Source organism: Mesorhizobium sp. M0189, assembly GCF_040322135.1.
GTDB lineage: Bacteria > Pseudomonadota > Alphaproteobacteria > Rhizobiales > Rhizobiaceae > Mesorhizobium.
In genome coordinates this window covers 1-19,942 of sequence record NZ_JAMYSW010000013.1, presented here as the reverse complement: position 1 = coordinate 19,942, position 19,942 = coordinate 1, and the positions used below count along the sequence as shown (strand labels likewise).

Genomic DNA, 19,942 nt, shown 5'->3' with positions numbered 1-19,942 from the left:
TCCAGGCGAGCGCCTCCGAGCATCGTTTCGGCTTCTGATCGGCGGAAGATTCAGGCTTTTTCGTGATGCAGGGACCAGCTTACGCAATATTTGACCGGCGTCTCGATCATGTTTGGAAACAGGCGTTAATCGTTGCCGGCAATGCGATCGATGCGGATCACGAACAGCATCGCCGGCCGGACGGGATCAAGGCGCAGTTCCGGCGCTTGCGGCCCGAGCAACAGCGCATCGAGCGGCCCCAGTTGCACGGGCGCGGCGCCGGCCACCCTAAGCTCGCCGTCGAGGGACAGGATGAGTGTTTCATCGGCTCCAAACCGGATTTTCGTCGGAGCCGAAATCAACAGGCGCTCGATCTGGTGGATCGCCCGGGTCCGGCGGGTCATGACGTTGAGGTCGGTGATCGGACCGGCGATCAGCGTCGCTTGCGTTGGCACGTCGGCCGGAAAGGCAAGCGGTGCGGAAGCCTTGGTGATTTCGACCGGCGGCCGGCCGGCGATATCGAGGACCATGCCCTCGCCTTCCAGCAAGGCCAAAGTCCGGTCGACGCCGGGAAAGCCGGAAAACGGGCCGCCGCCCTCGACCAGCGCCATCGAGACGCGCCAGTCGAAATCGTCGAGCCCAGCACCTGCCGGCGAGACGGCAATCTCCGTCGTCACGCCGCCGCCGTTCTTCCACGGCATCGACCGGTATTCCGAGGCCCGAAGGATGCGCAAGGCGCGCTCAGCCCAATATGCCGGGCAGGTTGAGCTGGTTCTCCCTGGCGCACTCGATCGCGATGTCGTAGCCGGCGTCGGCGTGACGCATGACGCCCGTCGCCGGATCGTTCCACAGAACCCGCTCAAGGCGCTTGGCCGCCTCACGCGTGCCGTCGGCGACGATAACCATGCCGGCATGCTGCGAAAAGCCCATGCCGACGCCGCCGCCATGGTGCAGCGACACCCAGGTGGCACCGGACGCGGTGTTGAGCAAGGCGTTGAGCAGCGGCCAGTCGGAGACGGCATCGGAGCCGTCCTTCATCGCCTCCGTCTCGCGGTTCGGCGAGGCGACCGAGCCGGAATCGAGGTGGTCGCGGCCGATGACCACCGGTGCCTTCAGTTCGCCGCTGGCGACCATCTCGTTGAAGGCGAGGCCGAGCCGGTGGCGGTCGCCAAGGCCAACCCAGCAGATGCGGGCCGGCAACCCTTGGAAGGCGATGCGCTCACGCGCCATGTCGAGCCAGTTGTGCAGATGGGTGTTACCAGGAGTCAGCTCGCGCACCTTGGCGTCGGTTCTGTAGATATCCTCGGGATCGCCGGAAAGTGCTGCCCAGCGGAACGGGCCGATGCCGCGGCAAAACAGCGGACGGATATAAGCCGGCACGAAACCCGGGAAGGCAAAGGCATTCTCAAACCCCTCCTCCTTCGCCACCTGGCGGATGTTGTTGCCGTAGTCGAGCGTCGGCACGCCGGCGTTCCAGAACGCCACCATCGCCTCGACATGCTCGCGCATCGACGCGCGGGCAGCCTTTTCGACCGCCTTCGGGTCGCTGGTGCGCTTCTCGCGCCATTCGGCCAGCGACCAGCCCTTGGGCAGATAGCCGTTGAGCGGGTCATGCGCCGAGGTCTGGTCGGTGACGATGTCGGGGCGTACGCCGCGCCGCACTAGTTCCGGCACGATGTCGGCGGTGTTGCCGACCAGGCCGACCGATTTCGCCTCACCGGCTTTGGTCCAGCGCTCGATCTTCTCCAGCGCCTCGTCGAGGGTGTCGGCGCGCTCATCGACATAGCGGGTGCGCAGCCGGAAATCGATGCGGTCGGGATCGCATTCGACCGCCAGGCAGCAGGCGCCGGCCATGACCGCGGCGAGCGGCTGGGCACCGCCCATGCCGCCGAGGCCGCCGGTCAGGATCCATTTGCCTTTGAGATTGCCGCCATAGTGCTGACGGCCTGCCTCGACGAAGGTCTCGTAGGTGCCCTGCACGATGCCTTGCGTGCCGATGTAGATCCATGAGCCGGCCGTCATCTGGCCGTACATCATAAGGCCTTTTCTATCGAGCTCGTTGAACTTCTCCCATGTCGCCCAGTGCGGCACGAGGTTCGAATTGGCGATCAGCACGCGCGGCGCATCGGCATGGGTGCGGAACACGCCGACCGGCTTGCCGGATTGCACCAGCAGCGTCTCGTCGTCGGCAAGCGTCTTCAGCGAGGCAACGATGCGGTCGAAATCGTTCCAGGTGCGCGCCGCCCGGCCGATGCCGCCATAGACGACCAGTTCGTTGGGATTTTCGGCGACGTCCGGATCGAGATTGTTCATCAGCATGCGCAACGGCGCTTCCGTCAGCCAGGTGCGGGCGTTGAGCTCGCTGCCGCGCGGGCTGCGCACTTCACGGATATTGTGGCGAGGATCGGTCATGATTGTCCCTTTCGAGTGAGGTGCGCCGTGCGTCAGCGTTCAGCCCAGGCGATCGCCGTTTCCAGGATCTTTCTCAGCGTGACGCGGATCGGCGCTGCGAATTCGGCGTCGTAAGGCACCGGCCAGTTATCCGGTTCGCCCTTGCCTTCGGGCTCGCGCAGATAGCCACGGTTGGAGAGCTCCATCTGCAGCGCGTGGACGCCGGCTTGCGGCTGGCCGAAATGACGCGTGATCCAGCCGCCCTTGAAGCGGCCGTTGACGACAAAGCTCTCGCCGGTTTCTGCGACAATCTGCGTGACTTTCTCCTGCAACGCCGGATCGGCGCTCTTGCCGTCATTGGTGCCGAGATTGAAGACCGGCAATTTGCCTTCGAACAGGCGCGGCAGCACCGAACGGATCGAGTGGCAGTCATAGACGACGATCTTCCCGTGCAAAGCGCGCAGCCTGTCGATCTCGGCCTGCAACGCGGCATGATAGGGCACGAAGAATTTTTCGCGGCGTTCGTCGATCTCAGACGGCCCCGGCTCCTCGCCTTCGCGGTAGAGCGGATCGCCGTCGAAGGTCTCGGTCGGGCAGAGCCCAGTCGTCGTCTGGCCGGGATAGAGCGAAACGCCAGACGGATCGCGGTTGACGTCGATGACGGTGCGCGAGATCGCCGTATGCACCACCGTCGCGCCAAGGCTCTCGGCGAAATCATAAAGCTTGTCGATCCACCAGTCGGCGTCACGGCGGCCGAGCCAGGGCGAGATAAGTCGGTTGTCGAGGCCGGCCAGATCGATGCCGGTATGCGGGATCGAAACCAGCAGGGGTGCCGTGCCTCGGGTGACGGTGAGCCAAGTCATGAGAAGTCTCCGCGCGTTGGAGCTCTACGGCGCCCCCCTCTGCCCTGCCGGGCATCTCCCCCACAGGGGGGGAGATTGGCAGCTGCGGCGCCTCGCTCAGTCCTGCAACGTTGGAGATTGGCGAAAGCCAGTGTAACGGCCAATCTCCCCACTCGTGGGGGAGATGCCCGGCAGGGCAGAGGGGGGCGCGGCAGAACGCGACCTTGCAATTGTCCGTGAACACCGACCTCGCTTTTTGCCGGCCGTGTCGTATTTTGTTCTTGCTTTGTGCCGGCAGCTATGCTACTAATATGGGTATGGTGATGATTGTCACCGACGACCCGCCCTCGAGGCGGGTTTTTTGTTTTTGACTTTGAAAATTTCGGTATTGCCGGGCTGAGGTTGGCGGGACAGCGCCGCCCTCTGTCCTGCCGGACATCTCCCCCACTTGGGGGGAGATCAGCTGGCGTCGAGGGTTTCGCCAACGTCCGACCTGTGGCGGCGTACAGTCTCACGACGTCACTCCCGGCAGCTTTACCGCGCTTGCCGCTTCCACCGCCGCGCCGCTGCGTACCATGGCGATGGCCTTCTCCATGTCGGGATGGAAGTGCCGGTCGTTGTCGAGATGCGGCACCTCTGCCCTGACCAGCCGGCGCACCGCCTCCAGTGCCGCGCTCGAGGCCAGCGGGGCATGGAAATCGCAGCCTTGCGCCGCGGCCAGCAATTCGATGCCGATGACGGCCGTCGCATTCTCGACCATGCCGATGAGCCGGCGCGCGCCATGTGCCGCCATCGAGACGTGGTCTTCCTGGTTGGCCGAGGTCGGGATCGAATCGACGCTGGCCGGATACGCTTTTTGTTTGTTTTCCGAGACGAGCGCCGCGGCTGTCACTTGCGGGATCATGAAACCGGAATTCAGACCCGGCTTGGGCGTCAGAAAGGCCGGCATGCCCGACAGCGCCGGGTCGACCAGCATGGCGATGCGCCGTTCCGACAGCGAGCCGATCTCGCAGACGGCGAGCGCGATCATGTCGGCGGCGAAGGCCACCGGCTCGGCGTGGAAATTTCCGCCAGAAAGCGCTGTGTCGTCCTCGGCAAAGATCAGCGGATTGTCGGTGACGCCATTGGCCTCGGTGCCGAGCGTATCGGCGGCCTGACGCAGCACGCTGAGTGCTGCGCCCATCACCTGCGGCTGGCAGCGCAGGCAGTATGGGTCCTGCACGCGCTCGTCGCCGACGCGGTGCGATTCACGGATGGCGCTGCCGGCCATCAAATTACGCAACGCCTCGGCCGTCTCGATCTGGCCGCGATGTTTCCTGAGCAGATGGATGCGTGGATCGAACGGCGCGTCGGAGCCCTTGGCGGCATCGGTCGACAACGCGCCGGCGACCAGCGCTGACTGATAGAGCACTTCCGCCTCGAACAAAGCCGCCAGCGCATAGGCGGTCGAAAACTGCGTACCGTTGAGCAGCGCAAGGCCTTCCTTGGCGCCCAATATCACCGGCTCCAGGCCGTGCGAGACAAAGGCGACCTTGGCCGGGAAGCGGCCATGCGGGGTAAAGCATTCGCCGACACCGATCATCACCGCGGTCATGTGCGACAGCGGCGCGAGGTCGCCGGAAGCGCCGACCGAGCCTTGCGCCGGCACCACGGGGATAACGTCGTTGGCCAGCATCGCCTCGAGCAGCTCGATCGTCCGCGGCCGCACGCCGGAGGCGCCCTGGGCCAGGCTGGCCAGCTTCAGCGCCATCATCAGCCGGCAAATTGCCAGCGGCATCGGCTCGCCGACGCCGGCGGCATGCGACAGCACGATGTTTCGCTGCAGCGTCTCGAGGTCGGCGGCGGGGATGCGCACGCTGGCCAGCTTGCCGAAGCCGGTGTTGATGCCGTAGACCGGCTCGCCCTTGGCAACGATCCTGGCGACGGCCTCGGCGCTGGCCTTGATCTTCGGCCGGCAGGCATCGTCGAGCCTCAGTGCGGCGCCGCGATAGATGGCGCGCCAATCGGCCAGCTTGGCATTGCCTGGCCTGAGCTTGAGTTCGGTCATTGTCCCCTCCAGATGCGGGCATGCAGCGGGTTGAAGCCCATGCGGTAGACGAGTTCGGCCGGGCGTTCGACGTCCCAGATCGCCAGATCGGCGGATTTTCCGACCTCCAGCGTACCGGTCTGTCCAAGCAACCCGAGCGCGCGGGCAGCCTCGCGCGTGACGCCGGCAAGGCATTCATCGACGGTCAGGCCGAACAATGTCGCCGCCATGTTCATGGTCAGCAGCAGCGAGGTCAGCGGCGAGGTGCCGGGATTGTTATCGGTGGCAACGGCCATCCTGACGCCATGCTGGCGAAACAGGGCGATCGGCGGCTTCTTGGTCTCGCGGATGAAGTAGTAGGCGCCGGGCAGGATGGTCGCCACGGTTCCTGCCTTCGCCATCGCCGCCGCGCCCGCCTCGTCGGTATATTCGAGGTGATCGGCCGATAGCGCACCATAGCGTGCCGCAAGTTCCGCGCCGTGCAGATTGGACAGCTGGTCCGCATGAAGCTTGACCGGCAGGCCCGCCGCCTTGGCCGCATCGAACACGCGAGAAATCTGCTCCGGCCAAAAGGCGATGCCTTCGCAAAAGCCGTCGACGGCATCGGCCAGGCCCTCGGCAGCGACGGCCGGCAAAATCTCGTTGGCGACAAGATCGATAAAGGCGTCCTTGTCGCCTTTTGCTTCGGGCGGCAGCGCATGAGCGCCGAGGAGAGTGGTTCTGACCGTCACCGGCCGCTCACCGCCCAGCCGTCGCGCGGCGCGCAGCGACTTCTTCTCGTTTTCGAGGTCGAGACCGTAGCCGGATTTGATCTCGACGGTGGTGACGCCTTCGGCGATCAGTGCGTCGAGGCGTGGCAGCGACTGGGCGACCAGCTCGTCCTCGCTCGCGGCGCGCAGTGCCTTGACCGAGGAAACGATGCCGCCGCCGGCCTTGGCGACCTCCTCATAGGTGGCGCCGGCCAGCCGCATCTCGAATTCATTGGCACGGTTGCCGGCATGGACCAGATGGGTGTGGCAGTCGATCAAGCCAGGCGTGATCCAGCGGCCTTCGCAGTCGGTCGCCTCGGCGCCCTCGCGGAGTGCTGCCGGCATGTCGGCTTCCGACCCGGCATAGACGATCCGGCCGTTGCGCACGGCGATTGCACCGTGCTCGACGACGCCTAACCCGGCGCTGCTATCAGCCATGGTCGCGAGGCGCGCATTGCGCCAAAGGCGAAGCTCCCGTGCCCGGTTTTTGCTCTCTCCAGCCATCATCTTTTCCGTTTCAATCGGGAGTTATTATGTATATACATATCAAAAGGCACTGCAAGCGCTATCATCACATGGCCAACCGGGATTTGGAGAAAGACGTGACGGCGATTTTTGCGGAACAGGCACTTCTGCCCGACGGCTGGCGCAGCGATGTGCGGATCGTAGTCTCCGACGGCAAGATCGCAACGGTCGAGGCGGATACCTCGCCTCTGCCTGGCGACGAGCGCCATTCTATCCTTTTGTCCGGCATGCCGAACCTGCACAGCCATGCCTTCCAGCGCGGCATGGCCGGCCTTGCCGAATTGCGCGGCCCTTCCGCCGACAGTTTCTGGAGCTGGCGCGAGGTGATGTATCGTTTCGCGCTGTCGATGACGCCGGACCAGGTCGAGGCGGTCGCGGCGCAACTCTATGTCGAGATGCTGGAGGCCGGGTTCTCGCGCGTCGGCGAGTTTCACTATTTACACCACGACCGCGACGGGCGGCCCTATGCCAATATCGCCGAGATTGCGGAGCGCATCGTTGCCGCAGCGTCCGAGACAGGCATCGGGCTGACTTTGCTGCCCGTCTTCTACGCGCATTCCTCTTTCAACCGCGCTGCGCCAAATGAAGGCCAGCGGCGATTCATCAACGATGTGAACCAGTTCTCGCGGCTTGTTGAGAAAAGCCGCGAATCCCTTCGCGCGTCGACTCAGGCTGTCGTCGGCGTGGCCCCACACAGCCTGCGTGCCGTGGCACCCGAGGAACTGGAAAACATCACGGCGATGGCGCCGGAGGGGCCGATCCACATCCACATCGCCGAGCAGATGAAGGAGGTCGAGGACTGCCTTGCCTGGTCCGGGGCGCGGCCGGTCGAATGGCTGCTTGCCAATGCCAAGGTCGACCAGCGCTGGTGCCTCATCCACGCCACCCACATGACCGACACCGAGACGACCGATATGGCGAAAAGCGGCGCCGTTGCCGGCCTCTGCCCGATCACCGAGGCCAATCTCGGCGACGGCACCTTTGCCGCGCCCCTTTTTATGCAGCATGGCGGCCGCTTCGGCATCGGCTCGGATTCCAACGTGCTGATCGGCCTGCCCGACGAGTTGCGCCAGCTCGAATATTCGCAGCGCCTCGCCCACCGCGCCCGCAACGTGCTGGCGGTGGCCGGCGGATCGACCGGTCGCGCGTTGTTCGATGCGGCGCTCGAGGGTGGCAGTTCCGCGCTGGGCGCCGGCGCCTCGCGGATCACTGCCGGTGCCTCGGCCGATCTCGTCTCGCTCGACGGCAAGCATCCATCGTTGGCGGGCAAGGCAGGTGATGCGATCCTCGACGCCTGGATTTTTGCCAACGGCACCAAGATCGATTGCGTCTGGGTGCATGGCAGGAAACTGGTCAGCGACGGCAGGCATGCAAGACGCGATGCCATTGCCGAGCGCTTCCGCAAGGTGATGACGGCGCTTTCGGCATGAGCATGATCGAGGCGATAAGCGCGGATTCTGGAAGCGCGGACGGCGGCGAGGCCCTTTCGCTACACCGGCGCATCCTGTCGGACATCAGCGAACGGATCCTGTCCGGCGCCTGGGCGCCCGGCCACCGCATTCCGTTCGAGCATGAACTGACGGAAGAATACAGATGTTCGCGCATGACGGTGAACAAGGCGCTGTCGCAATTGGCCAAGGCCGGGCTGATCGAGCGCCGGCGTCGCTCCGGCAGTTTTGTCCGCCGGCCGCAATCGCAGGCGGCCGTTCTCGAAATCCACGACATCCGAATCGAGGTCGAGGCACTTGGCCTGCCCTACCGCTACGAGCGCGTGGCGGGAAGCAGAAGGCGCAGCAGTGCCGACGATCGCGCCCTGCTGGAACTCGACGTCGCCGGGCCGGTGCTGGCGCTGGAATGCCGGCATTTCGCCGGCAACCGGCCGTTCGCCCACGAGCAGCGGCTGATCAACCTGGCTGCCGTGCCGGAGGCCGCCGAAGAGGCGTTTTTCGACACGGCGCCCGGTCCGTGGCTGATCGGCCGTGTGCCATGGAGTGCGGCCGAGCATCGCATCCGCGCGGTTGCAGCCGACAAGCATATCGCGGCGGCTCTCGACATCGCGACCGGCGCGCCGTGCCTGGTGATCGAGCGGCGAACATGGAGCGCCGAGCACCCCGTCACCCATGTCCGGTTCACCTACGCGGCCGAGAGCCACACGCTGGTGGCGCGGTTCACGCCGTCGCAGGGGTGAGCATTTCAACTGAGGGTCAGACCCCCTCACCCGGATTGCCGACCGAATTGCGAAGAGCATTCGGGGCAATCCGACCTCTCCCCGAGGGGAGAGGAGATCGCTGGTGCCAGCGCCAGTCTCTTCTCCCTCGGGGAGAAGGTGGCCGCGAAGCGGCCGGATGAGGGGGAACCTACGGAGCTGCTCAAATCGCCGCGGTGACAATGATCTCGACCAGATATTCCGGTCCGGCAAGCTTGGCCTCGCCGGTGGCGCGGGCCGGCGTGTTGCCCTGCGGTACCCATTTGTCCCACTCGGCGTTCATCTCGGCAAAGGTGCTCATGTCGGCCAGCCAGATGATCGCCTGCAGGATCTTGGTCTTGTCGGTGCCGGCCTTGGCCAGCAATTCGTCGATCGCCGCCAGAATGTCTTTTGTCTGGGCGCCGACGTTTCCACCCGGCTTGCCGACCTGACCGGCCAGATAGACGGTGTTGCCGTGGATCACGATCTGGCTCATGCGCGGGCCCACATCGATGCGACGAATGCTCATTGGATATTCCTTCCCTTGTCCGGCTTTCTCTTGTCGGCTGCGCCTGTTTAGGATCGCTGCTGGCTTCGAGCAAGGCCGCTCGAGCGGAACCTCTTGAGCCAAGCCAAAGCGGACAACATGACGGCCCGGCCGCAATTCCGCCCGATTGGCTTGTTGACTAATGTAATAACATCACATATCGAATCCGCCCCTGCAGCACCGATCGTCGCCCCATGGATCGTCACATGAGCCAAACCTGCCTGACCTTCCGCGACCTGACGCTGGGCTATAACAGCCATCCTGCGATCCACCACCTCAATGGTACGATCCGCAAGGGGTCCTTGACGGCGGTCGTCGGCGCCAACGGCTCCGGCAAGTCGACGCTGATGAAGGGCATCGTTGGCGTCCTGAAGCCGATGGCCGGCGCGGTGATCCGGGCGCCCGGCGTGCGCGCCGCCTACCTGCCGCAGCAGTCCGAGCTCGACCGCTCCTTTCCGGCCCGGGTCGTCGACCTGGTTTCGCTTGGCCTGTGGCCGCGGCGTGGCATGCTCGGCCGCTATACCAGGGAAGATCGCGACTCGGTCAGCAAGGCGCTGATGGCCGTCGGCCTCGGCGGTTTCGAGAAGCGGCCGATCGACACGTTGTCGGGCGGCCAGCTGCAGCGCACGCTGTTTGCCCGCGTGCTGTTGCAGGATGCCGAGCTCATCCTGCTCGATGAGCCGTTCAATGCCGTCGACACGAAGACCGTCGGCGACCTGATCGCGCTGATCAAGCGCTGGCATGGCGAGGAGCGTACGATCATGGTGGTCGTCCACGATCTCGACCTAGTGCGGCAGAATTTCCCCGAAACACTGCTCCTGGCGCGCCAGCCGGTCGCCTGGGGCGAGACCAGAGAGACGCTGCGGCCGGAGAATTTGTTGCGCGCGCGCCGCTTCCACGAAGCCTGGGAGGACAACGCGCCATGGTGCGAGCCTGGCGAGCATGATCACAGTGTGCACGATCACAGCAGCCACGAGCATAGCCATGACCATCATCACGGCTCCGGGCCGAGGGCGGCATGATGGACGTGCTTTACGGTCTTTTCGTCGCCCCGTTTGCCGACTACGCCTTCATGCAGCGGGCGCTCGCCGGTTCGATGATGCTGTCGCTCGGCGCCTGCCCGGTCGGCGTGTTCCTGATGCTGCGGCGCATGAGCCTGTCCGGCGACGCCATGGCCCATGCCATCCTGCCGGGTGCTGCCGCCGGCTTCCTGTTTTATGGCCTGGAGATCCTGCCGATGACCATCGGCGGACTGATCGCCGGCATCATCGTGGCGCTCGGCGCCGGCGCCGTCTCGCGCTTCACCATCCAGCGCGAGGACGCCTCGATGGCGGCCTTCTATCTGATTTCGCTGGCGATCGGCGTGCTTATGGTGTCGATCCGCGGCTCCAGCGTCGATCTCATGCATGTGCTTTTCGGCACCGTGCTGGCGCTGAACAACGAGGCGCTGACGCTGATCGGCGGCATCGTCGTGGTGACGCTGGTCAGCCTCGCCATCTTCTGGCGAGCGCTGGTCGCCGAATGCCTCGACCCCTTGTTCCTGCGCTCGGTCAGCCGGATGGGCAGCCCGGTGCATTTCATCTTTCTCGGCCTCGTCGTGCTCAACCTCGTCGGCGGCTTCCAGGCGCTCGGCACCTTGCTGTCGGTCGGGCTGATGATGCTGCCGGCAGCGGCGGCCCGCTTCTGGACCTCGCGCGTCGAGCCGATGTGCGTGCTGGCGACAGTGATCGGCTTTGCCTCTTGCATTGCCGGGCTGCTGTTGTCCTATCATGCGTCGCTGCCCTCCGGCCCGGCCATCATCCTGTCCGCCGGCGTCGTCTATTTCGCCTCGATCCTGTTCGGGACGCGCGGCATCCTGCGCGCCCGCATCATCCATCACCGCCACAGAACTGCCTGATCCCAACGAAGGAGACTTGTCCATGCTGAAATCGATCCGCGCCGCTTTGGCCGTGAGCGTTATAACATTAACCGCCTTTGGCGCATCTTCGGCTTTCGCGGAGCCGTTGAAAGTGGTCGCCAGTTTCACCATCATCGGAGACTTCGCCAAGAATGTCGGCGGCGACCGGATCGATCTGACCACCATCGTCGGGCCGAACGGGGATGCGCATGTCTACGAGCCGAGCCCAGCCGATGCGGTGGCGATGGCCAAGGCCGACATCGTGCTGGTCAACGGCCTGCATTTCGAAGGTTTTCTGCAGCGCCTGGTCGACGCCAGCGCAACCAAGGCGACCGTCGCCGTGCTGACCAAGGGCGTCACGCCGATCAATTTCAAGCCCGAATTCGCCGAGGCCGACGCCCACGCCGATGGTGAGACGGCAACCGATCCGCACGCCTTCCAGTCGATCGCCAATGCCAAGATCTATGTGAAGAACATCGCCGACGCCTTCTGCACGGCCGACGCTGCGGGTTGCGACAGCTACAAGGCCAATGCCGCCGCCTATACGCAAAAGCTCGATGCGCTCGAGGGCGAGGTACAGGCAGCGATCCAGTCGATCCCGCAAGAGAAGCGCGTCGTCATCACCTCGCATGATGCCTTCGGCTATTTCGAGCAGGCCTACGGCTTGACGTTCCTGGCCCCGGAAGGCGTGTCGACCGAGTCGGAGCCCTCCGCCGCCGACGTCGCCAAGCTGGTCAGCCAGGTGAAACAGGACAAGGCGGCGGCGATCTTCGTCGAGAACATCACCAATCCGCGGCTGATCGAGCAGATCGCCAGCGAGACCGGCATCAAGGTGGGCGGCACGCTCTATTCCGATGCGCTCTCACAGCCCGACGGCCCGGCCTCGACCTATATCGACCTGATGCACAACAACATCGCCCAGATCAAAGGCGCGATCCTCGGCAGCTGAGCCGACCGATCCGGTTCATCCAGCCGGGCTGGCGCATGATGCGTCCTGGCGACATGCGGCGTTAGCCCGGCTGGATTTCCGGCATCGAAATCTCTATCTGCGCGGATGGATTTCTTTTCGCGCGGATTGCCGACCGGGTCAGGGAGTGGCAAGACTGCCGCTAACCAGATTGCGAGGACCCCAGCCATGGAATACCGTCAGATCAGCGAGGACTATTCGGTCTCGGGCCAGATCCAGCCCGAGGATGTCGCGACCATCAAGGCCGCCGGCTTCAAGAGCGTGATCTGCAACCGGCCGGACGACGAGCAGCCCGGCCAGCCATCGGCCGACACCGTCAAGGCGGCGGTCGAGGGCGCCGGGCTCGCCTTCCGCTACATCCCCGTCATCAGCGGCCAGATCACGGCCGAGAATGTCGAGGACCAGGCTGAGGCGCTCGACGAACTCGAAGGCCCGGTGTTCGCCTATTGCCGGTCCGGCGCCCGCTGCACCAATCTCTATGGGCTGATCCAGCAATCGAAGGGGTGAACGTTCGCGCCCTCAGATCGGCAGCGCGCCGGTCTCCTTCAACGTCTCCAGCACGATCGCCGTCTTCACATGCTGCACCGATTCGTGCGGGAGCAGCACGCTGTTGACGAATTCCGACAGCGACTTCAGGTCCGGCGTCACCACTTTCAATATATAATCCATCTCGCCGGTCAGCGCGTGCGCTTCCTGCACTTGCGGCAGCCGCGCCACTAATTCGCCGAAACGCCGCGCATTGTCGCGGTTGTGGGTGGCGAGCGTCACCGAAATGACGTTGACCAGGGAAAAGCCGAGCTTGTCGCGGTCGAGCACCGCCCGGTAGCCCTTGATATAACCGTCCTCCTCCAGCCGCTGGCGACGGCGCGAGCATTGCGACGCTGACAGATTCACTCGTTCCGACAAATCGTTGTTGGTCAACCGCGCGTCGGCCTGCAGCAGAGCCATTATCTTGCGGTCAAACTGGTCAATGCGCGCGTCATCCATGGATTTCGACCCGGTCATGCACAAGTTGCGCATGATCGGAACATTTCAAGCGTTTGAATGCAAGCAATTTGCACTCGCTCCGCGCTATGATTGGGCTCAGATATGGCCGATGCGGCCAATGCCAGATTTCGGGCCAGATTTCGGAGCAATGCCATGGGTCCCTTCCCGCACGACGCACCGCCCGCCAAGATCAGCAAAACCAATCCCGCCGGCACCGACGGCTTCGAATTCGTCGAATTCGCGCATGCCGAGCCGGAAAAGCTCGCCGAGCTTTTCACCCGCATGGGCTACGTGCCGGTGGCCAAGCACCGCAGCAAGGACATCACCGTCTGGCGGCAGGGCGACATCAATTATGTCGTCAATGCCGAACCCGGCTCGCATGCGATGAAATTCGTCGACAAGCACGGCCCTTGCGCCGCCTCGATGGCGTGGCGGGTGGTCGATGCCAGGCATGCCTTCGACCACGCCGTGGCCAAGGGCGCGACGCCCTATGAAGGCGCCGACAAGGCGCTTGACGTGCCGGCAATCGTCGGTATCGGCGGATCGCTGCTCTATTTCATCGAAACCTATGGCGAGAAGGGCTCGGCTTACAACGCCGAGTTCGACTGGCTGGGCGAGCGCGATCCCAGGCCGGAAGGCGTCGGCTTCTATTATCTCGACCACCTGACCCACAATGTCTATCGCGGCCAGATGGACAAATGGTGGGATTTCTACCGCGACCTGTTCGGCTTCAAGCAGATCCATTTCTTCGACATCGACGGCAAGATCACCGGCCTGGTCAGCCGCGCCATCACCTCGCCCTGCGGCAAGATCCGCATCCCGCTCAACGAGTCCAAGGACGAGACCAGCCAGATCGCCGAATATCTGAAGAAGTACAATGGCGAGGGCATCCAGCACATCGCCGTCGGCACCGACGACATTTACGGCGCCACCGACAGGCTGGCCGCCAACGGCCTGAAGTTCATGCCGGGCCCGCCCGAGACCTATTACGACATGTCTTATGCCCGCGTGAACGGCCATGAAGAGCCGATCGAGCGCATGAAAAGGCACGGCATCCTGATCGACGGCGAAGGCGTCGTCGACGGCGGCACGACCAAGATCCTGCTGCAGATTTTTTCAAAGACTGTGATCGGGCCGATCTTCTTCGAGTTTATCCAGAGGAAGGGCGACGAAGGTTTTGGCGAGGGCAATTTCCGCGCTCTGTTCGAATCCATCGAGCAGGACCAGATCAAGCGCGGCGTGCTGAAGGTGGACGGCAAGGCAGCGTAGCCAGTTCGGCCGAGGTGCCTTGTGGTTTGATCAGTTATGACCTAAATTCTGGTCATAAAGGATCGAGTCATGAATGTTTCCATTGCCGAAGCCAAGGCCAAATTGTCGGAACTCGTCAGCCGTGCGGAAGCCGGCGAGGAGATCGTGCTCACACGCCACGGCAAGGTGGCGGCGCGTATCGTACCTCCGGCAGTGGCCGAATCCCTGCCGCGTATCGGCGCATTGAAGGGCAAGATCTGGATTGCGGACGATTTTGATGAACTCGGTCCCGAGTGGGATGAGTACGTGAAATGACGGTCGGCCCGTTTCTCGCCGACACACACATCATCCTCTGGTCGATTTCGGACGATCGGCGTCTCAGCGAGCACCACCGCGCTATTCTGGCTTCGGAAGCGGTGGTGTTCGCGAGCGCGGCTAGCGTCTGGGAAATTGCCATCAAACGCTCGATCAGAAAACTCGATGCGCCGGACGACCTGCCAACGCTGCTTCCAAGGATGCAATTTCAGCCGCTCGCCGTAACCTTCCAGCACGCAAACGCCGTCGGCAGCCTACCCCACCACCATGGTGATCCGTTCGACAGACTTCTGATTGCGCAGGCGCAAATGGAGAATCTCACCATCCTTACATCCGACCCGCATTTCGCCAGTTACGATGTGGCTTTGGCATAATTAGCCAAGCAGTTGGTCTCGCAGTCCCAGCCGCTCGACTTCGGCTTTCCTCAACTTAACATCGTAATCGAGGAAGAACTCGTCGAGTTGTGGCGGTTTCACCGAGGTGCCAGACAGCATCGCGTGCACCTGGCCGCGAGGATGGATGTCGTGGATGAAGAGATGGGCGAGCAAATCGCCGATCCGCTCCGGTATCATGCCGTCCTCGCGCCGATCAGTGACGACGCGGCGTTCGAGATCGTCCGCCGACAGGCGGTCGCAAAAAGCGATCAGCCGCCGGTCGGCCTCCGCCCGCTTGCCAAAGAGCGCGTCCGCTTCGTCGAAGCGCAAGAACTCATCATAGGCCGCGGCGCCGACGCCGCCCTCTTCGAGAAAATCGAGATAGAGGTGATCGACCGCCAGAATGTGGTTCAGCGTTGCCTTGATCGACGGGAAGAAGCTGGTTCGCTCGGCTTCGAATTCACCAGGCTTAAGCTGCAGTACGGCGCCATAAAGCCGGTCGTTCGACCAGAGATTGTTGCGCGCCATGCGGCGGAAATGGTTCAGCAGGTCCATGACTTCACGCAGCTGACCGGACCAACGACAAGCCTGCCCCCATTAGCAGGAATCCAGCGAGAACAATCAGCAGCAGCCCGATCATGCGCCGCCGCATGCCTTGCGTTTCCTGGTCACGCGCGACGTTCGTGTTGGTGACGGTGTGAAACATCATCGTCTTGCGCGGAAAGCCGCTGCGGTTGGTCAGGCCGGGCGAGCGCGCCTCGATGCGATAGCTCAGCCGGATCGCCTGGATGAAGATCGCCAGCATGACAAGGGCCCAGACACCGCACAGGAGATAGAATGTCTCGCCTGTCATTCTCTTGCCCCCTCGTATTTCTCGACCTTCTGCTCGATGGCGCCGAAGATCGAATGCCCGCCCCTGTCCTTCATCTCGATGCGCACGGTATCGCCAAAGCGCAGGAACGGCGTTTTCGGTTCGCCGGCTTCGATGGTCTCGATCATACGCAACTCGGCGATACAGGAATAGCCGGCGCCGCCCGCCGAGACAGGCTTGCCCGGCCCGCCATCGAGCTTGTTGGAGACGGTGCCCGAACCGACGATGGTGCCGGCGGCCAGCGGCCGCGTTTTTGCGGCATGGGCAATCAGCGCCGGAAAGTCGAAGGTCATGTCGATGCCGGCGTTCGCCCGGCCGAACGGTTTGCCGTTGAGATCGACCAGCAGCGGCAGGCTGACCTTGCCGCCGTCCCAGGCATCGCCCAGTTCGTCCGGCGTCACCGCAACCGGCGAAAAGGCCGATGACGGTTTCGACTGATAGAAGCCGAACCCCTTGGCGAGCTCAGGCCCGGTCAGGCCGCGCAGCGTCACGTCGTTGACCAGCATGACCAGCCGGATCGCCGCCCGCGCCTCATCGAGGCTTGCGCCCATCGGCACGTCGTCGACTATGACGGCGACCTCTCCTTCCATGTCGATGCCAAGGGTCTCGTCGGTCATGCGGATTGGGTCGCGCGGTGCGAGGAAGGCGTCCGAGCCGCCCTGGTAGATCAGCGGATCGCTCCAGAAGCTTGCCGGCATCTCGGCGCCGCGCGCCTTCCGCACCAGCTCGACATGGTTCACATAGGCCGAGCCGTCGGCCCATTGGTAGGCGCGCGGCAGCGGCGAATGAGCGTCGTGCTCGTGAAAGCGGGCCGACGGCACCGCATTATTCTCCAGCGATTCGGCCATGGCAGCGAGATGCGGCGCGATCCGATGCCAGTCGTCGAGCGCGGCCTGCAGCGTCCGAACCAGGAACGAAGCGTCGGTAAACCGCGTCAGGTCGCGCGAGACGACGACGAGCTTTCCGTCGCGCGTCCCGTCCTTCAATGTGGCAAGCTTCATGCGGTTTCCTCTCTTGGCGCAGCTTTGGCGCTGCTTAATTCCACAACAAGGCCGTCGCGGGCGATCGTCAAGTCGCCGGCCCATGTTTTCCTGACGGCGGCAATCCAGTCGGCTTCGCCAATTTCCGGATCGTCGGCCGGAATGAGGTGGTTGAGGACCAGTCTTTTGACGCCTGCATCACTGGCGATGCGGCCGGCTTCCTCGGCAAAACTGTGGCTGGCAAGCAGGTGTTCCCTCAGCCTTGCGCCGTTGCCCGTCTTCGCGACCAGCCGCTCGATACCCTCTTCCAGCATGGCCTCGTGGACCAGGACATCGGCGCCCTCGGCGAAATCCGCCAATGGCGGAAAGAACGCCGTATCGGACGAGAAGACGATGCTTTGCCCGGCTTGCTCGAAGCGCAGCGCAAAGCAGTCCGTCACCGGCGGGTGGTCGACACGCAAGGCCGATATTTTGAGACCGCGCTCTTCCGCCACCTGCCCTTCACCAAACTCGACAATCGAGACCAGGTCGCGGAGATCCGGCCGCCCTTCGTCGGCGATGCGGATCTCGATGTCGAACTCCATCGCCTGGCAAAAGCGCTGCCAGTAGTAGCCGATGCCGGGCGGGCCGAATACGGTGACCTTTGTCCCCAGGCCGGCCGTCCATGCGGTGTGGATCAACGGTCCGAGTTCCAGCACATGGTCGGAGTGCAAATGCGTGATGAAGATCAGGTCGAGCGCCTTCAGGCTGACGCCGGCATCGGTCAGCCCGCGCGTTACGCCCAGCCCGCAATCGACGACGATGCTGCGACGGCCAATCTCCAGCAGTGACGAACTCGGCCACGGCCCGCCCGGCCTGAGCGCCGGGCCGCCCTTCGAGCCGAGAAGCACCAGACGATCCGTCATGCGACGGCGCTCAAGACCAGTCGCCCTCTGGCGTGCCGTTGAAGCGTTTCTTCAGATCGGCCCAGCAGTCGATGTAATTGTCCTGCCGGGTTTCGAGCTCGGCGCCATAGCGGGTCACCATCTGCGGAAAGCGTGTCTCGAACATGAAGGCCATGGTGTTGTCGAGCTTGACCGGTTTCAGCTCCGCGCGCGAGGCTTTTTCGAAGCCAGACGCATCTGGTCCGTGAGCCAGCATCATGTTGTGCAGGCTGATGCCGCCGGGCACGAAGCCCTCTTCCTTGGCATCGTACTGACCATGGATCAGGCCCATGAACTCGCTCATGATGTTGCGGTGATACCAGGGCGGCCGGAAAGTGTTTTCCGCCACAAGCCAGCGCGGCGGGAAGATGACGAAATCGATATTGGCGGTGCCTTCCTCGCCGCTCGGCGCGGTCAGCACGGTGAAGATCGATGGGTCAGGATGATCGAACAAGATCGCGCCGACCGGCGAAAAGGTCGCAAGATCATATTTGTAGGGCGAATAATTGCCGTGCCACGCCACCACATCCAGCGGCGAATGATCGATCTCGGTGACATGGAACTGGCCACACCATTTCGCGATCAGCCGGCACGGTGTTTCCTTGTCCTCGAACCAGGCACAGGGCGTCTTGAAATCGCGCGGATTGGCCAGGCAGTTGGCGCCAATCGGGCCGCGATCCGGCAGCGTCAGCTTGGCGCCGTAATTCTCGCAGACATAGCCACGCACTTGCGGATCCACCAGTTCGACCTTGAACACCAGGCCACGCGGCAGCACGGCGATCTCGCCTGGCGTGAGTTCGATGACGCCCATCTCGGTGATCAAGCGCAAGGCTCCAACCTGGGGCACGACCAGCAACTCGCCGTCGGCGTTGAAGAAATGGTCGTCGGCCATCGAACGGTTGGCGACATAGGCATGTGCCGCCATGCCGGTCTGGCCGAGCACGTCGCCGGCGGTGGTGATCGAGCGCATGCCGGCGATGAAGTCTGTCGGCTCTTTCGGCATCGGCACGGGGCTCCAGCGATACTGGCCGAGAGCGAGCTGGTGGTCGCCGACGTTCGGCGCGCTTTTCCACAGCGGATAATTCGCCGCTTTGAAGCGACCGGTATGCCTGACGCTCGGCCTTATCCGATAAAGCCAGGAGCGCTCATTGGTGCCGCGCGGCGCAGTGAAAGGAGAGCCCGAAAGCTGCTCGGCGTAGAGGCCGTAGGCCGGCCGCTGCGGCGAGTTGCGTCCTTGCGGCAGCGAGCCCGGCAAAGTCTCGGTCTCGAAGTCGTTGCCGAAACCCGGCATGTAGGAATAGGCCATGGCATCCTCCCTGGATACTGACAGAGCGCGCTCCTCGCCTCCGATGGCTGCGGCACTCAAGCATTGACCAAACTGGTTTGATCTGTAACCATTGAAAATGTAACTATCAACCACGGCGTCTGCCGGGATACAAAATCATGGACGTCCTGGAACTCGAAAGCTTCCTGCCCTACCGGCTCTACCGTCTCGCCGATGCCGTCAGCCGGGAATTCTCCAGGATATACAAGGACCGTCACGGCCTGACCCGACCCGAATGGCGCACGCTGGCCGGGCTCGGCCAGCACGGCACCATGACCGCGACGGAACTCGGCGAGCAGTCGGCCATGCACAAGACCAAGGTTTCGCGAGCCGTCGCCGAGCTCGAACGGCGCCGCTGGCTCACTCGCACACCGGATGGAAAGGACAGGCGGGTCGAGCATCTGACGCTGACCCGAGCTGGCCTTGTCGCCTATCGCGAGATGGTGCCGCTGGCTAAAGCGTTCGAGCTGGAATTGCTTGCGAGGCTGAGCACGGAACAGCGAGCGGCCGTTGTCAGCGGAGTGGCGGCCCTGGAGATGGCGTTGCCGGATCGACGAAAGGAGCTGTGAAAGCTGCTACGCAGCGATCGTTCACACCCCCTCTGTCCTGCCGGACATCTCCCCCTCAAGGGGGGAGATTGGACGTCGCTTCGGCTTTCGCCAATCTCCAAAGAAGAGCGATGTCGGCGAAGCTGCCAATCTCCCCCCTTGAGGGCAGGGGAATCGCATATGGCGATTTTGGGGTTGAGTTTAGGCTGAGAAAGGATTCTTTGGAGAGGCAGGTGAGCGAAGGAGCGACTGCCATTTCCTGCC

At 63.6% G+C, this 19,942-nt stretch carries 23 protein-coding genes; 10 read left to right on the top strand and 13 right to left on the bottom strand.

Going from position 1 to position 19,942, the window contains the following annotated elements; translation table 11 throughout:
- Nucleotides 1-125 precede the first annotated feature (125 nt).
- The 5 genes from NKJ09_RS21815 to hutI form a co-directional block, all read right to left on the bottom strand.
- Nucleotides 126-713, bottom strand: a complete 588-nt coding sequence (locus NKJ09_RS21815; RefSeq protein WP_023717208.1) for a HutD/Ves family protein — start codon at nt 711-713, stop codon at nt 126-128.
- Between the two features lie 7 nt (nt 714-720).
- Nucleotides 721-2,391, bottom strand: coding sequence for a urocanate hydratase (gene hutU / locus NKJ09_RS21810; protein ID WP_352481266.1), 1,671 nt, complete (start codon nt 2,389-2,391; stop codon nt 721-723).
- Between the two features lie 32 nt (nt 2,392-2,423).
- Nucleotides 2,424-3,233 (bottom strand): N-formylglutamate deformylase, encoded by an 810-nt coding sequence (gene hutG / locus NKJ09_RS21805; RefSeq protein ID WP_352481267.1) that lies wholly within the window; start codon nt 3,231-3,233, stop codon nt 2,424-2,426.
- Between the two features lie 490 nt (nt 3,234-3,723).
- On the bottom strand, nt 3,724-5,259 hold the full coding sequence (gene hutH / locus NKJ09_RS21800; RefSeq protein ID WP_352495270.1) for a histidine ammonia-lyase: 1,536 nt from the start codon (nt 5,257-5,259) through the stop codon (nt 3,724-3,726).
- Nucleotides 5,256-6,491 (bottom strand): imidazolonepropionase, encoded by a 1,236-nt coding sequence (gene hutI, locus NKJ09_RS21795; RefSeq protein ID WP_352495269.1) that lies wholly within the window; start codon nt 6,489-6,491, stop codon nt 5,256-5,258. Before hutI ends, hutH begins: the two co-directional genes overlap by 4 nt.
- A gap of 98 nt (nt 6,492-6,589) precedes the next feature.
- Between hutI and NKJ09_RS21790 the strand changes: the two genes are divergently transcribed.
- The gene (locus tag NKJ09_RS21790) at nt 6,590-7,942 is read left to right on the top strand and encodes a formimidoylglutamate deiminase (protein ID WP_352481270.1); all 1,353 of its coding nucleotides are present in this window, start codon (nt 6,590-6,592) and stop codon (nt 7,940-7,942) included.
- The gene (gene hutC, locus NKJ09_RS21785; RefSeq protein WP_352481271.1) at nt 7,939-8,700 is read left to right on the top strand and encodes a histidine utilization transcriptional repressor HutC; all 762 of its coding nucleotides are present in this window, start codon (nt 7,939-7,941) and stop codon (nt 8,698-8,700) included. Before NKJ09_RS21790 ends, hutC begins: the two co-directional genes overlap by 4 nt.
- Nucleotides 8,701-8,881: 181 nt before the next feature.
- On the opposite strand, the gene NKJ09_RS21780 is transcribed toward hutC, so the two are convergent.
- Nucleotides 8,882-9,226, bottom strand: a complete 345-nt coding sequence (locus NKJ09_RS21780; RefSeq protein WP_352481272.1) for a RidA family protein — start codon at nt 9,224-9,226, stop codon at nt 8,882-8,884.
- A gap of 224 nt (nt 9,227-9,450) precedes the next feature.
- Between NKJ09_RS21780 and aztA the strand changes: the two genes are divergently transcribed.
- The 4 genes from aztA (at nt 9,451) to NKJ09_RS21760 (ending at nt 12,615) form a co-directional block, all read left to right on the top strand.
- Nucleotides 9,451-10,266, top strand: a complete 816-nt coding sequence (gene aztA, locus NKJ09_RS21775; RefSeq protein ID WP_352481273.1) for a zinc ABC transporter ATP-binding protein AztA — start codon at nt 9,451-9,453, stop codon at nt 10,264-10,266.
- Nucleotides 10,266-11,141: a zinc ABC transporter permease AztB gene (gene aztB, locus NKJ09_RS21770; RefSeq protein WP_352481316.1), complete on the top strand. Its 876-nt coding sequence runs from the start codon at nt 10,266-10,268 to the stop codon at nt 11,139-11,141. Before aztA ends, aztB begins: the two co-directional genes overlap by 1 nt.
- A 22-nt stretch (nt 11,142-11,163) precedes the next feature.
- Entirely contained in the window at nt 11,164-12,090 is a 927-nt protein-coding gene (gene aztC / locus NKJ09_RS21765) for a zinc ABC transporter substrate-binding protein AztC (RefSeq protein ID WP_023717198.1), read from the top strand.
- A gap of 186 nt (nt 12,091-12,276) precedes the next feature.
- Nucleotides 12,277-12,615: a protein tyrosine phosphatase family protein gene (locus NKJ09_RS21760; protein ID WP_023674411.1), complete on the top strand. Its 339-nt coding sequence runs from the start codon at nt 12,277-12,279 to the stop codon at nt 12,613-12,615.
- A 12-nt stretch (nt 12,616-12,627) separates the two neighbouring features.
- Here the strand turns inward: NKJ09_RS21760 and NKJ09_RS21755 are convergent, their stop codons facing one another.
- Nucleotides 12,628-13,095 carry an Lrp/AsnC family transcriptional regulator gene (locus NKJ09_RS21755; RefSeq protein ID WP_352495344.1) on the bottom strand — a complete coding sequence of 156 codons (468 nt, stop codon included), beginning with the start codon at nt 13,093-13,095 and terminating at the stop codon, nt 12,628-12,630.
- Between the two features lie 153 nt (nt 13,096-13,248).
- Here NKJ09_RS21755 and hppD point away from each other — a divergent pair, with 153 nt between their 5' ends.
- The 3 genes from hppD to NKJ09_RS21740 all read left to right on the top strand — a co-directional run bounded on the left by hppD (nt 13,249) and on the right by NKJ09_RS21740 (nt 15,032).
- Nucleotides 13,249-14,364, top strand: a complete 1,116-nt coding sequence (gene hppD, locus NKJ09_RS21750; protein WP_352609288.1) for a 4-hydroxyphenylpyruvate dioxygenase — start codon at nt 13,249-13,251, stop codon at nt 14,362-14,364.
- A 69-nt stretch (nt 14,365-14,433) separates the two neighbouring features.
- Entirely contained in the window at nt 14,434-14,658 is a 225-nt protein-coding gene (locus NKJ09_RS21745; protein ID WP_023717195.1) for a type II toxin-antitoxin system Phd/YefM family antitoxin, read from the top strand.
- Nucleotides 14,655-15,032: a type II toxin-antitoxin system VapC family toxin gene (locus tag NKJ09_RS21740; protein ID WP_023717194.1), complete on the top strand. Its 378-nt coding sequence runs from the start codon at nt 14,655-14,657 to the stop codon at nt 15,030-15,032. The genes NKJ09_RS21745 and NKJ09_RS21740 overlap by 4 nt, the downstream gene beginning before the upstream one ends.
- Here the strand turns inward: NKJ09_RS21740 and NKJ09_RS21735 are convergent, their stop codons facing one another.
- The 5 genes from NKJ09_RS21735 to hmgA are packed head-to-tail and all read right to left on the bottom strand — an operon-like array spanning nt 15,033 to nt 19,112.
- Complete coding sequence (locus NKJ09_RS21735) at nt 15,033-15,587, bottom strand: DinB family protein (RefSeq protein ID WP_352495267.1); 555 nt, start codon at nt 15,585-15,587, stop codon at nt 15,033-15,035.
- Nucleotides 15,588-15,591: 4 nt separating this feature from the next.
- Nucleotides 15,592-15,885, bottom strand: coding sequence for a hypothetical protein (locus NKJ09_RS21730; protein WP_352495266.1), 294 nt, complete (start codon nt 15,883-15,885; stop codon nt 15,592-15,594).
- Nucleotides 15,882-16,904, bottom strand: coding sequence for a fumarylacetoacetate hydrolase family protein (locus NKJ09_RS21725; RefSeq protein ID WP_352495265.1), 1,023 nt, complete (start codon nt 16,902-16,904; stop codon nt 15,882-15,884). The genes NKJ09_RS21730 and NKJ09_RS21725 overlap by 4 nt, the downstream gene beginning before the upstream one ends.
- Entirely contained in the window at nt 16,901-17,788 is an 888-nt protein-coding gene (locus NKJ09_RS21720; protein WP_352495264.1) for an MBL fold metallo-hydrolase, read from the bottom strand. Before NKJ09_RS21720 ends, NKJ09_RS21725 begins: the two co-directional genes overlap by 4 nt.
- Nucleotides 17,789-17,798: 10 nt before the next feature.
- Nucleotides 17,799-19,112 (bottom strand): homogentisate 1,2-dioxygenase, encoded by a 1,314-nt coding sequence (hmgA, locus tag NKJ09_RS21715; RefSeq protein WP_352495263.1) that lies wholly within the window; start codon nt 19,110-19,112, stop codon nt 17,799-17,801.
- Nucleotides 19,113-19,249: 137 nt separating this feature from the next.
- Between hmgA and NKJ09_RS21710 the strand changes: the two genes are divergently transcribed.
- Nucleotides 19,250-19,699 (top strand): MarR family winged helix-turn-helix transcriptional regulator, encoded by a 450-nt coding sequence (locus NKJ09_RS21710; RefSeq protein WP_023717189.1) that lies wholly within the window; start codon nt 19,250-19,252, stop codon nt 19,697-19,699.
- Nucleotides 19,700-19,754: 55 nt separating this feature from the next.
- On the opposite strand, the gene NKJ09_RS21705 is transcribed toward NKJ09_RS21710, so the two are convergent.
- On the bottom strand, nt 19,755-19,942 hold a 188-nt coding region (locus NKJ09_RS21705), incomplete at its 5' end, for a hypothetical protein (RefSeq protein ID WP_352763492.1).